Origin of the sequence: Pseudomonas sp. 22515, assembly GCF_052044625.1 — a bacterium.
In the GTDB taxonomy this organism is placed as follows: Bacteria; Pseudomonadota; Gammaproteobacteria; order Pseudomonadales; family Pseudomonadaceae; genus Aquipseudomonas; species Aquipseudomonas alloputida.
Window position 1 is genome coordinate 166,208 of sequence record NZ_JBQENN010000005.1, and the last position, 12,025, is coordinate 178,232.

A 12,025-nucleotide genomic window follows, 5' to 3' on the forward strand; every position below is an offset into this window, starting at 1 on the left:
CCCCCACTAAAACCCAACCAAGAGGTCTGTATGAACGCCCCCTTCGATCAGCTGTCCACCTGGCTGAAAGAACACCGGATCACCGAAGTCGAATGCGTGATCAGCGACTTGACCGGCATCGCCCGCGGCAAGATTGCGCCCACCGCCAAGTTCCTCCATGAGCGAGGCATGCGCCTGCCAGAAAGCGTGCTGCTGCAGACGGTCACCGGCGACTACGTCGACGATGACATCTATTACAACCTGCTCGACGCCGCCGACATCGACATGGTCTGCCGCCCCGATCCCACCGCCGTTTACCAGATACCGTGGGCGATCGAGCCAACCGCGATCGTGATCCATGACACCTTCGACAAGCAAGGCAACCCTATCGAGCTTTCGCCACGCAACGTGCTGAAGAAGGTGCTCAAGCTGTACGCCGACAAGGGCTGGCAGCCGATCGTCGCGCCCGAGATGGAGTTCTACCTGACCAAGCGCTGCGAAGACCCGGATTTGCCACTGCAGGTGCCACTGGGGCGTTCCGGTCGTGCTGAAAGTGGCCGTCAGTCGTTCTCGATCGACGCCGCCAACGAATTCGACCCCCTATTCGAAGACGTCTACGACTGGTGCGAGATCCAAGGCCTGGACCTGGATACGCTGATTCACGAAGACGGCCCGGCGCAGATGGAAATCAACTTCCGTCACGGCGACGCGCTGGACCTGGCCGACCAGATCACCGTGTTCAAGCGCACCATGCGCGAGGCCGCGCTCAAGCACAACGTGGCCGCCACGTTCATGGCCAAGCCGATCACCGATGAACCAGGCAGTGCCATGCACCTGCACCAGAGCGTGGTCGACATCGCCACTGGCAAACCGATCTTCGCCAACGAAGACGGCAGCATGAGCCCGCTGTTTCTGCATCACATCGGCGGCTTGCAGAAGTACATCCCCAAGCTGCTGCCGATGTTCGCGCCCAACGTCAACTCGTTCCGCCGCTTCCTGCCGGATACCTCGGCACCGGTCAACGTCGAGTGGGGCGAAGAAAACCGCACAGCCGGCCTGCGTGTGCCCACGTCCAGCCCTGAGGCGATGCGGGTGGAAAACCGTCTGCCGGGCGCCGATGCCAACCCTTACCTGGCCATCGCTGCCAGCCTGCTGTGCGGCTACCTGGGCATGGTCGAGCAGATCGACCCTAGCGCACCGGTGCAGGGCCGCGCCTATGAGCGACGCAACCTGCGCCTGCCGATCACCATCGAGGATGCGCTGCAGCACATGGAAGACTGCGAAACCGTGCAGCAGTACCTGGGCAAGCAGTTCGTCCAGGGCTACGTGGCGGTCAAGCGCGCCGAGCACGAGAACTACAAGCGCGTCATCAGCTCATGGGAGCGTGAATTCCTGATGCTGAGTGTCTGATCCACCGCGAGGGGTGCTTTGCACCCCATGCACAGGCAAGCCTGCTCTGAACTCCAAGAACAAGACCAACGAGGTGTTCCCATGCGTCATCTGCAAGCCCTGATCCCCGCTGCATTCACCCTGCTGTTCGCCACCACCACCACCCAGGCCGCGCCCACGGTCAGTGTGTACAACTGGACCGACTACATCGGTGACACCACCCTGGCCGACTTCCAGGCCAGCAGCGGAATCAAGGTGGTCTATGACGTGTTCGACTCCAACGAAACCCTTGAAGGCAAGCTGTTGGCCGGGCGTACGGGTTATGACGTGGTGGTACCGTCCAACCACTTCCTCGCCCGCCAGGCCCAGGCCGGCGCCTTCCTGCCGCTGGACCGCAGCAAGCTGCCGAACTGGCAGCACCTGGACCCCAAACTGCTCAAGCAACTTGAACAGAACGACCCCGGCAACCAGTACGCCGTGCCTTACCTGTGGGGCACCAATGGCATCGGCTACAACGTCGACAAGGTCAAGGCGGCACTGGGTGTGGACCATATCGACTCATGGGCGGTGCTGTTCGAGCCCGAGAACCTGAAAAAGCTCAAGCAGTGCGGCGTGGCATTCATGGACTCGCCTGACGAGCTGTTCCCGGCCGTGCTCAACTACCTGGGCATGGACCCGCGCAGCGAAAAACCGGGCGACTACGCCAAGGCCGAGGCCCGCCTGCTCGAACTGCGCCCCTATATCACCTACTTCCACTCCTCCAAGTACGTCTCTGACCTTGCGAACGGCGATGTCTGCGTAGCGTTCGGCTATTCCGGCGACGTGTTCCAGGCCGCCAATCGCGCCGTAGAGGCGAAAAACGGCGTGAAGGTTGCCTACAGCATTCCCAAGGAAGGCAGCAACCTGTGGTTCGACCTGCTGGCCATCCCCAAGGACGCCAACAACCCCGAGCAGGCCCTGGCGTTCATCAACTACCTGCTCGACCCCAAAGTGATCGCCAAGGTCAGCGCCACGGTCGGCTATGCCAACGCCAACCCGGACGCCAAGGCCTACATGGATGCATCGCTGGTGAACAACCCCGAGATCTACCCACCCCAGGAGGTGCTGGACAAGCTGTACATCTCTAGCACCCCGAGCCCAAAAATCATGCGCGTCATGACCCGCTCCTGGAGCAAGATCAAGTCCAACCGCTGAGTCGAGAACGCTCATGTCTTTCAATACCCAACACACCGCCTCGTACTACGCCGCCACCGCGCGCGACGCGGCACCCTACCCCAGCCTGGACAGTGAACTGACGGCCGACGTATGCGTGATCGGCGGCGGACTGACTGGGGTCAATACAGCCCTGGAGCTGGCCGAGCGCGGCCTCTCGGTGGTACTGCTGGAAGCCCGACGCATCGGCTGGGGCGCCAGTGGGCGCAATGGCGGCCAGCTGATTCGCGGTATCGGCCATGATGTCAGCGGCTTTGCCCGGCATGTCGGCCAGGACGGTGTGCGCTACCTGAAGCAGGCCGGCATCGACTCAGTGGAACTGGTGGCCGAGCGCATCGCCCGCTACGGCATTGCCTGCGACCTGCGCTGGGGCTTCTGCGAACTGGCCAACACCACGGCGCAGTTCGCGGCCTTCAAGGAGGAACAGGACGACCTGGCCGCCCTGGGCTATCGCCATGAAACACGCCTGGTCAGCGCCGGGCAGTTGAACGAGATCGTCGCCAGCGACCAGTACGCTGGCGGCCTGGTCGACATGGGCTCGGGCCACCTGCACCCACTTGACCTGGTCCAGGGCGAAGCCCGTGCGGCCCACAGCCTGGGCGTGCGCATTTTCGAGCAAAGCCCGGTGCTGCGTATTGAGCACGGGCCCAGGTTGACGCTGCACACGGCGCGCGGCAAGGTGCGCGCAAGCAGCCTGGTGCTGGGCTGCAATGCGCACCTCGATGAACTGGAACCGCGCCTGAGCGGCAAGGTACTGCCGGCCGGCAGCTATGTGGTGGCCACCGAACCCTTGCCCGAAGCGCTGGCCAGCAGCCTGATCCCGCAGAACATGGCGCTGTGCGACCAGAAGGTCGGCCTGGACTACTACCGCCTCACCGCAGACCGCCGCTTGCTGTTCGGTGGCGCCTGCCACTATTCCGGGCGCGACCCTAAAGACATCGGTGCGTACATGCGGCCGAAGGTATTGAAGGTGTTCCCGCAACTGGCCAACGTGCGTATCGACTACCAGTGGGGTGGCATGATCGGTATCACCGCCAACCGTTTCCCCCAGGTCGGGCGCCTGAACCAGCACCCCAACGTGTATTACGCCCAGGGCTATTCAGGCCACGGGCTGAACGTGACGCACTGGACGGCGAAACTGCTGGCCGAAAGCATCGCCCTCGGCCACAGCCACGGCCTGGATGTGTTCAGCGCCGTGCCGCACCTGACCTTCCCCGGCGGCAAGGCCCTGCGCTCACCCCTGCTGGCACTGGGCATGTTGTGGTACCGCTTGCGTGAGGCCCTGGGTTGAGTGGGCCACAACGTTTGCAGCGCCCCTCAGGGCGAGCCACGCACTGTGTTCTTTTCAAAGAGGATTGCCCCGTCCACTGGCCAACTGCCTCGCACCTGCTAGCGTTGTTGAGGCCGACCTCTCACGGATGCCTTTTCATCATGAAATCATTGCCTCGCATTACCCTGTTGTGCGCCGCGCTGCTTGCCGTGGCCGCCTGCTCCAGCAACCGCGTGGACCCCAAGGATTACTCCGGCTTCCTCAAAGACTACAGCCGGCTGCAAGAGGCCAAGAGCCCGTCGGGTGACCCGGTCATGCGCTGGATCGACCCCAAGGTCAATATCAATCAATACAGCCAGGTATTCGTCGAGCCAAGCCAGTTCTACCCCAAGCCGCAGCCCACAGCGGTTATCTCGCAGCAGACGCTGCAGGAAATCACCCGCTACTTCAACGAGGCCCTGCGCCGCGAAATGGGCAGCGTGATGCCGTTGGCCAAGGGGCCTGGCCCGGGCGTGATCGTGGTACGCCCGGCGATCACGGCAGTGTCCACCAGTAACGAGGGCCTCAAGCCTTACGAGGTGATCCCTATCGCGCTTATCGCGGCGGGAGTGAATACCGCCATGGGTGGACGTGACCAGGACGTGGATGTCGGTGTGGAGGCAGCGTTCCTGGACGGCGCCAGCCAGAAGGTACTGGCCCAGGTGGTCCGCAAGGGCGCGGGCCAGGAACTGGAGAACGATACCCAGAAGCTGACCTTGAATGACGTCAAGCCGGTGCTCGATGGCTGGGCCAAAGACATGCGTGCGAGCTTCCTGGCAGCCAAGCAGAAAGGCCGCTGAGTCCGTCGCAACCGGGTTCAGGAGCGGCCCATCGTGACACAAGGCCGCTCCAGTTGACCGCGTTAAAACTCAGCACTCGACAAAAGCGACCGCCAAACCGCCGCGCGAGGTTTCCTTGTAATTGGCATGCATGTCCGCCCCGGTATCACGCAGGGTGCGGATCACCCGGTCGAGCGAGATGAAGTGCTCGCCATCCCCCCGCAGCGCCATCTGCACAGCATTGATCGCCTTGACCGCAGCAATCGCATTGCGCTCGATGCACGGCACCTGCACCAGGCCACCCACCGGGTCGCAGGTCAGCCCAAGGTTGTGCTCCAGGGCAATTTCGGCGGCGTTTTCAAGCTGGGGCGGCGTAGCACCCAGTACCTGCGCCAAGCCGGCAGCAGCCATCGAACAGGCTGAGCCCACCTCCCCCTGACAACCCACCTCGGCACCGGAAATCGAGGCGTTCTTTTTGCACAGGATGCCAACCGCCGCTGCGCCAAGCAGGAAGTCCACCACATCAGCATCGCAGGCACCGGGGTTGAACTTCATGTAGTAGTGCAACACCGCCGGGATAATGCCGGCTGCCCCGTTGGTGGGCGCGGTAACCATACGCCCACCGGCGGCATTCTCTTCATTGACCGCCAAGGCGAACAGGTTGACCCACTCCATGGCGCCAAGGGTCGAGCCGATCACGTTGGGCTTGCCCAGCTCCTGCAGGCTGCGATGCAACCGCGCGGCGCGGCGCTTGACGTGCAAGCCGCCCGGCAGGACGCCCTCGTTGCGCAGGCCGTTCGCCACGCACTCACGCATGGCCGCCCAGATGCGCAGCAAGCCTTCGCGCACCTCGGCCTCCGGGCGCCAGGCGCACTCGTTGGCCATCATCAGTTGCGCCACGCTCAGGTTGTGGGCCTTGCACAAAGCCAGCAGTTGGGCACCACTGTCGAATTCATAAGGCAGCATCACGGCATTCGTGTCGCTTGCCGGCGCATCGATCTCGGCTTGCTCGACGATGAAGCCGCCGCCCACCGAAAAATAGGTCTGGCTCAACAGGCTGTGCTGCCCGTTCATGGCGTCCAGGCTCATGGCATTGGGGTGATAAGGCAGGCTCTCGTCGAGCAGCAGCATGTCACGGCCATAGTCGAAGGCCAGCGGATGGCTACCGTCGAGCATCAGGCAGTGCTCTTGCAGGACCTGTCCGATGCGCGACTCGATCGTGGACGGGTCGATACGGTCCGGCCACTGGCCCATCAAGCCTAGCAGGCACGCGCGGTCGGTGGCATGGCCAACCCCGGTAGCCGACAGCGAGCCATACAGCCGCACTTGCACGCGCGTTACCCGCGCCAGCACCCCCTGCTCACGCAAGGCCTGGGCAAAGGTGGCCGCCGCCCGCATCGGGCCCACGGTATGGGAACTGGACGGCCCGATGCCAATTTTGAAAAGGTCGAAAACACTGATAGCCATGCTAATGCCTGACCCTACCCTGATATGCATCCAGGGTACGGTTGTCTGAAGAAATTGAGCGTTATTGCGAACTTGCGCGATACTGCCGCGCTGGCTCACGGATGACCAACGAAACCTCCTAAGCAAGCCTTTAGTGGTACTAAACGATGCGACGACAACTCAATGGTCAGATGTTCGTCTGGCTGCATGTATTTGCCTGCGCAGCCCGGCACTTGTCCTTCACCCGCTGTGCCGAAGAGCTGCACATCACCCCGGGCGCGGTCAGCCAGCAGATGCGCCAACTGGAAGAGCGCCTGGGCTACCGGCTGTTCCTGCGCCGGGCGCGCGGCGTGGAGCTGAGCGCCGAGGGGCAACGCCTGGCCCAGACGGTGGCGGAAGCCTACGGCAGTATCGAAGCCGAACTGCTGCGGCTGGACGCGGGGGAAATCCGCGGCACATTGCGTGTGCGTTCGATCCCCTCGTTCCTGGCCAAATGGCTCACGCCGCGCTTACCGCGTTTTCAACAGCGCTACCCGGATATCGAACTACGCCTGGTCGCCGAAGACAGCGCCCAGGCGCTGACCCCGGGTGACTTCGACCTGGCCATCGACCTGAACGATGGTAGCTACCCAGGCATGCTCTCGACGCCGCTGCTGGACGAGCAGATCTTCCCGGTGTGCTCACCTGCCCTGCTGCGCGGGCGACCGCCGCTGCACGGCCCCGCTGACCTGGCGCACTACCCACTGCTGCACGACATCACCGCCTGGCGTGGCAGTTCGGAATATGCCGAGTGGGAGTTCTACCTGGAAGGCATCGGCGCCGCCGGCCTGGATGTACGGCGCGGGCACACCTTCAACCGCAACCACCTGACCATCGAGGCGGCGATTGCCGGTATCGGCGTGGCGATTGCCCGCCGCACGCTGCTCAATGACGAACTGGAGCGCGGCGCACTGATCGTGCCCTTTGGTGTACCGATCGCCAACCACAAGCGTTATGTGGTGCATTACCCGCCAGGCGGCTTGAACCAGCCAGGTGCGCGGGCGGTGCATGACTGGCTGGTGGAAGAAGCGCGGGGGTTCAGGGCGTTGCATCCGTTGAACAAGGAATAGCCACCTGGGCGCGCTTGAGCAGGAGCGCTTCGCTCAATAGGCCTGCTTACCGGTGAAGGCATTGAGCGTGCGCACCAGAATCACGAAGTCCAGCCACAACGACCAGTTGTTGATGTACTCGATGTCCGAGTCGACTCGCTGGATCATTTGCTCGATATCCTTGGTCTCCCCCCTGAACCCGCGCACCTGCGCCAAACCTGTCATGCCGGGCTTGATATTGTGGCGGGCAAAGTAGTCAACGATATCCTGCGAATACAAGGTGTCATGTTGCAAGGCATGCGGCCGCGGCCCTACCAGGGACATTTCCCCGGTCAGCACATTGAACAATTGTGGCAGTTCATCAAGGCTTGTCCGCCGGATAAAGGCGCCGACCCGTGTCAACCGTGGGTCATTCTTCTGCGCCTGCTTGACCACACCTGCTTCCGGTTGGTGAACATGCATACTGCGAAACTTCCAGATACGGAACGATTCTCCTGTCCAGCCGGTACGTTCCTGGCGGAAGAACACCGGCCCGCGGCTGTCAATCTTGATGGCCAGCGCAACAGCCAGCAATACGGGTGATGCAAACAGCAAAATCAACGCGGCCAGCACCCGGTCCTCAAGGTTTTTCAAGAACAGGCTCATGCCCGTCAAGGGTGTCTCCGACAAGGTCAGCACCGGAATGCCGGCAATTTCCCGCACGCTGTGGTTGATCAGGCGCAACGAGAAGATATCCGGCACCCAGTTCACCGCAATGCACTTGTCGAGCAACTTGAAGTAAACGTCGTTGATGACCTCGGAGCCACCCAGTGGCGTCACCAGGTACACCGTACGAATGCCGTGTTGGGCCACCAGCTCGTCGAGGTCGCCAATATGCCCCAGCACTGGCAGGCGCTGCTTGCCCTCGGCACTCTCCAACCCCTGCCCATCGCCTTTGTCGAGCAGCACGCAGCCCAGCACCCGCTCGCCAAACCACGGGTTGTTGCTGATTTTCTGATACAGGAAGTTGGCCAGGTCACCGTTGCCGATGATCAGGGCATTGTCCAGGCGCGCATGCGCGCTAAAGCGCTTTTGCAGTTCGCGCACGGCAAAATGCAAGAATAGCTGGGCGACATAACCAATGACGAACAGTTGCACCACCAATAGCCGTGAATAGGTTTCGCTCTGTTTGGTCAGGAACGCCATGACGACCAGGAAGCAAAACGTTGCCGACCAGGCCTTGAACAGGCGGAACGCCTTGATCGAAAGCCCGACGTTGGTGCGGTAGATGGCGTAATGATCATAAATGACTGCCAGTGCGCCAATCAGCAACAGCAGCATGATCACGTAATCGGATGTGATATAGCCGAACTGGTCGTAGATCAGGTACCAGGCAATACCGGTGACGGCAATACCATCGAGGCCGGCCTGAATGGCGTTACTGACACTGCTTCTTCTCTGGAGTAAGGAACGACTGCTTCTGGGTTCGAAAACCATTTCAGACCTCATCAAAATGAGCGTAGCAAGTGCCTTCCATCAAACAGCAAGTCTTGAAAACAGGTTACGCAAAGCCCGTGCAGCAGGCGCGTGGCGCCCTCAAGCGATTGATATCACTGTAGCAGCCACCCGCTGCTGGCGTACCCGGAATCACCGCTTGTGCGATCGTTGACCGATTCATAGGGCCCGCCTGGCCGAAACCGCCGCCCGCCGGTACAGCAGGGTGCGCAACAGGAATAGCGGATTGCCCACCACGTATCGCATGAACAGGCGCTTGGGTTCGCGCAGCAGGCGGTACAGCCACTCGCCCCCCAAACGCCGCAGCCATTCAGGGGCACGGCTGACCTTGCCGCCGAGGAAGTCCAGGATCGCCCCACCGCACACGATCAGGCATGGCCCGCCAGTGACTGCCAACTCCGCTGCCACCGCTTCTTGCTTGGGCATGCCCATGCCCAGCACGATCAGCTCGGGTTGCTGCTCGCGGGCCAGCTGCAAATAGGTTTCAAGGCTGGCGAAGCCATCGTGAACCGACACCGGCACGATGCCAAACTCGGCTTCACAGCGCCGCACGGCCTGGTCCAGGTAGGGTTGCCGGGTGCCCCAGAAGGCGACCTTGCGCCCTCGGTAAGCAGCCATGAGCCTGGGAATGAAGTCAGTGCCGTTCATGTTCAGCCCGGGTTCCAGGCCCAGGCGGCGATACAGAATCGCCATGCCGGCGCCATCGCGCAGCAGCACATCTGCGGCCGACAGTGCCTGGCTGTAGCCACCATCGCGCACCACCAGGTTCATCGCATGGGCGTTGACGAAGCCCAGCACGGTGCCCGTATCCGGCGTAGCCAGGCGGTCGAGAAGGCGCTGCACAGCGGCGTCATCAGCGATCACTTCCAGCTGGTCGATCACACGCTTCCAGCGATTCTGCCACTGATCCATCAGTCGTCATCCCGTTTTGAACGCACCCATTCAACCTGGCGCTTGATCAGGAAACTCAGGTACAAGGGCATTTTCCTGGCCGCGTAAAACGGCGCGTACAACAACACCGAGAACGGTATCACTTCACGGCAGAAGCGCGCCCAGGCCAACATCACGGCGAAGGCCAGCAAGGCCAAACCGGCAAAGGCGAGCCACGCGGGCGCCGCCAGGCCGAACAGCAGGTACGCCAGCCAGGTCACCAGGTTAAGCCCGAGCAAGGTCAGTACCAGCAACGCCAGGGGCGGTACCAGCAGGTCCAGGGTCAAGGCCGCCAGGCTAGCGTTGCGCTGGGTGATTGCAGCCATCGCCCGTTTGGGTGCGTCGGCAAGCATCAAGCCCAGATGGCCATGCTCCCAGCGGGTGCGTTGGCTGTTGAGGCCTTGCTGGCTGAGCGGGAACTGGCTAGTGACCAGTGCCTCGGGGCAGAAAGCAGGCGGTTTACCCTGCTGGCAAAGGTCCAGGCCCAGCTTCACATCCTCGACCAGATGACCATTGGCCAGGTTGATCAGGCTCAGATCGTGCCAGCCGAACGCCATGCCCGCGCCCATCAGCTGGCATGGCAGGCCCAGGCGCGCCCAGCCGCGTGGCCGCACCAGGTTCTTGACCCGCCAGGCAAACTCGGCAACTTGCACCCGCAACCCGGCACCTGCCGGTGCACGCATCAGGTACAGCGACTGTACCGGGCGGGCAAGTGCGTGGCAGCGGCGCGCCAGGCAATCGATCGCCCCCTCGCCCACCTGGCAGTCGGCATCCACCACGATGACCACCTCGGGCGGCCGCTGAGCCAGATGGCGCACGCCGAAATCCAATGCGTAACCTTTGCCGCGCAACCGCGTATTGTGGCGCTCTACCACTTCGGCGCCGGCCTCACGTGCCAACTGGGCCGTGTCATCCGAACAGTTGTCCGCCACGACCAGCAAGCGGTCGCCGTCCAGCAGTTGCGGCGTAACGCTCGCCAGCATCGCGCGAATGATCAATGCCTCATCGTGGGCGGGCACCAACACCGCCACTCGCGGGCGCTCGCCAATGCCCTTGGGCCTCGACCGCGCCGGCAGGCAAGCCAGCAACACTTGCAGCACCAGCACCAACACCGGTACCAGGACGATGATCGCCAACAGGCCCAGTAACCAACCCAATACACTTATCATGCGTATGCCTTGAAATAGCTGGCCAGCCTGGCCGCCTCGGTGTCGATGTCATGCCGTTGCACCACACGCTGGTAGGCCACCTCGCCCATACGCTGCAGTACCTCGGCCGGTTGCGCCAGGCAGTCGGCCATGGCTGTTGCCAGCTCGTCCACGGCGCCGGCAGGGAACAGCCAGCCGTTCTCGCCAGGCCGCACCAGCTCGGGGATACCCGCTACATAGGTGGTGAGCACGGGCCGGCGCAAGGCCATGGCCTCCATGATGACCACGGGCAAACCCTCGGCGAAACTGGGTAGCACCAGCGCACGGGCGGCCAGGATTTCCTCACGTACCTGCGCACTGCTGATCCAGCCAGTGATACGCACTTGCTGCTGCAAGCCGTGCCGGGCAATCAAGGCCTCGATCTGCTCGCGCATTTCACCGTCACCCGCCAGCACCAGCTCGAAGGTGATCGACCGGGCAGCGAGACAGCGCGCCGCTTCGAGCAACAGCAGCTGGCCCTTCTGTTCGCACAGGCGCCCAACACACACCAGCCGTGGCGCCGATGGCACATCGACTGGCGCCACCTCATGGAAACCACGCTCCAGTCCGCAATGCACCACCTTCACCTTGCCCCAGTGCTCGTGCGCCACCCAACGGTACAGCTGGCTGCGCCCGTACGAGCTCACCGCCGCGACAAAGGCGGCGCGCTGCACCTTCTCACCCATGTGCAAGAACTGTGGTTTGTCGAATTCTTCCGGCCCGTGCACGGTAAAGCTGTATGCCGGCCCGCCCAGGACGTTGGCCAGCATGACCACTTCAGTAGAGTTGGTGCCGAAATGCGCGTGCACATGTGTCGCCTCCCCGGCCTGCAACCATTGCAGCACCAGGCAGGCCTCGGCCAGGTAGACCAGGTGGTAGGGCCAGGCACGGTCGGCCCGCAGGCCAAGGCGCATGGCCAGCCCCAGCGCCTGGAAAAACCGCCGCGGCTGCGTACGCAGTACCTGCCACGTCGGTGCCAACAACCCCTTGAGCCCACCTTGCAATACGTAGCGGGTCTTGCCCCGTTCGGTTGCGTCCTCGGCATCCTGCACCTCGGCGTCCCACCCACGCAGGGCTATACGTTGCACCTCAACCCCCTGGCGCTCCAGCGCCAGAATTTCGCGACGGATGAAACTGTGGCTGACTTTCGGGTACTGATTGATGAAGTAAGCAATATGCATACGAATCCAGATCCAAACCCGCTTGATGACC

10 protein-coding genes are annotated in these 12,025 nt (G+C 62.6%); 5 read left to right on the top strand and 5 right to left on the bottom strand.

Features of this window, described 5'->3' with window-relative positions; translation table 11 throughout:
• The first annotated feature begins 30 nt into the window (after positions 1-30).
• The 4 genes from ACTJJN_RS07485 to ACTJJN_RS07500 all read left to right on the top strand — a co-directional run bounded on the left by ACTJJN_RS07485 (position 31) and on the right by ACTJJN_RS07500 (position 4,689).
• The gene (locus ACTJJN_RS07485) at positions 31-1,389 is read left to right on the top strand and encodes a glutamine synthetase family protein (RefSeq protein ID WP_004374294.1); all 1,359 of its coding nucleotides are present in this window, start codon (positions 31-33) and stop codon (positions 1,387-1,389) included.
• An 81-nt stretch (positions 1,390-1,470) separates the two neighbouring features.
• A complete protein-coding gene (locus ACTJJN_RS07490) occupies positions 1,471-2,562 on the top strand; it encodes a polyamine ABC transporter substrate-binding protein (protein ID WP_192907413.1) in 1,092 nt (363 codons plus the stop codon).
• A 13-nt stretch (positions 2,563-2,575) separates the two neighbouring features.
• A complete protein-coding gene (locus ACTJJN_RS07495; RefSeq protein ID WP_047602864.1) occupies positions 2,576-3,871 on the top strand; it encodes an NAD(P)/FAD-dependent oxidoreductase in 1,296 nt (431 codons plus the stop codon).
• Positions 3,872-4,011: 140 nt separating this feature from the next.
• Complete coding sequence (locus tag ACTJJN_RS07500; protein WP_004374288.1) at positions 4,012-4,689, top strand: DUF3313 domain-containing protein; 678 nt, start codon at positions 4,012-4,014, stop codon at positions 4,687-4,689.
• Between the two features lie 69 nt (positions 4,690-4,758).
• Here the strand turns inward: ACTJJN_RS07500 and ACTJJN_RS07505 are convergent, their stop codons facing one another.
• Entirely contained in the window at positions 4,759-6,135 is a 1,377-nt protein-coding gene (locus ACTJJN_RS07505; protein ID WP_440781172.1) for an L-serine ammonia-lyase, read from the bottom strand.
• 146 nt (positions 6,136-6,281) lie between these two features.
• Between ACTJJN_RS07505 and ACTJJN_RS07510 the strand changes: the two genes are divergently transcribed.
• Positions 6,282-7,223 (top strand): LysR substrate-binding domain-containing protein, encoded by a 942-nt coding sequence (locus ACTJJN_RS07510; protein ID WP_012052371.1) that lies wholly within the window; start codon positions 6,282-6,284, stop codon positions 7,221-7,223.
• A 33-nt stretch (positions 7,224-7,256) separates the two neighbouring features.
• On the opposite strand, the gene ACTJJN_RS07515 is transcribed toward ACTJJN_RS07510, so the two are convergent.
• From ACTJJN_RS07515 to ACTJJN_RS07530, 4 genes are all read right to left on the bottom strand, one after another.
• A complete protein-coding gene (locus ACTJJN_RS07515; protein ID WP_004374281.1) occupies positions 7,257-8,678 on the bottom strand; it encodes an undecaprenyl-phosphate glucose phosphotransferase in 1,422 nt (473 codons plus the stop codon).
• A gap of 177 nt (positions 8,679-8,855) precedes the next feature.
• Positions 8,856-9,608 carry a WecB/TagA/CpsF family glycosyltransferase gene (locus ACTJJN_RS07520; protein WP_004374277.1) on the bottom strand — a complete coding sequence of 251 codons (753 nt, stop codon included), beginning with the start codon at positions 9,606-9,608 and terminating at the stop codon, positions 8,856-8,858.
• The gene (locus ACTJJN_RS07525; protein WP_014756654.1) at positions 9,608-10,795 is read right to left on the bottom strand and encodes a glycosyltransferase family 2 protein; all 1,188 of its coding nucleotides are present in this window, start codon (positions 10,793-10,795) and stop codon (positions 9,608-9,610) included. Before ACTJJN_RS07525 ends, ACTJJN_RS07520 begins: the two co-directional genes overlap by 1 nt.
• On the bottom strand, positions 10,792-11,994 hold the full coding sequence (locus ACTJJN_RS07530; protein ID WP_017147615.1) for a glycosyltransferase: 1,203 nt from the start codon (positions 11,992-11,994) through the stop codon (positions 10,792-10,794). Before ACTJJN_RS07530 ends, ACTJJN_RS07525 begins: the two co-directional genes overlap by 4 nt.
• Positions 11,995-12,025: the final 31 nt, after the last annotated feature.

Coding starts and splice junctions, on each gene's coding strand:
- ACTJJN_RS07485 (WP_004374294.1), top strand. CDS start 31: ATGAACGCCCCCTTCGATCAGCTGTCCACCTGGCTGAAAGAACACCGG.
- ACTJJN_RS07490 (WP_192907413.1), top strand. CDS start 1,471: ATGCGTCATCTGCAAGCCCTGATCCCCGCTGCATTCACCCTGCTGTTC.
- ACTJJN_RS07495 (WP_047602864.1), top strand. CDS start 2,576: ATGTCTTTCAATACCCAACACACCGCCTCGTACTACGCCGCCACCGCG.
- ACTJJN_RS07500 (WP_004374288.1), top strand. CDS start 4,012: ATGAAATCATTGCCTCGCATTACCCTGTTGTGCGCCGCGCTGCTTGCC.
- ACTJJN_RS07505 (WP_440781172.1), bottom strand. CDS start 6,135: ATGGCTATCAGTGTTTTCGACCTTTTCAAAATTGGCATCGGGCCGTCC.
- ACTJJN_RS07510 (WP_012052371.1), top strand. CDS start 6,282: ATGCGACGACAACTCAATGGTCAGATGTTCGTCTGGCTGCATGTATTT.
- ACTJJN_RS07515 (WP_004374281.1), bottom strand. CDS start 8,678: ATGGTTTTCGAACCCAGAAGCAGTCGTTCCTTACTCCAGAGAAGAAGC.
- ACTJJN_RS07520 (WP_004374277.1), bottom strand. CDS start 9,608: ATGGATCAGTGGCAGAATCGCTGGAAGCGTGTGATCGACCAGCTGGAA.
- ACTJJN_RS07525 (WP_014756654.1), bottom strand. CDS start 10,795: ATGATAAGTGTATTGGGTTGGTTACTGGGCCTGTTGGCGATCATCGTC.
- ACTJJN_RS07530 (WP_017147615.1), bottom strand. CDS start 11,994: ATGCATATTGCTTACTTCATCAATCAGTACCCGAAAGTCAGCCACAGT.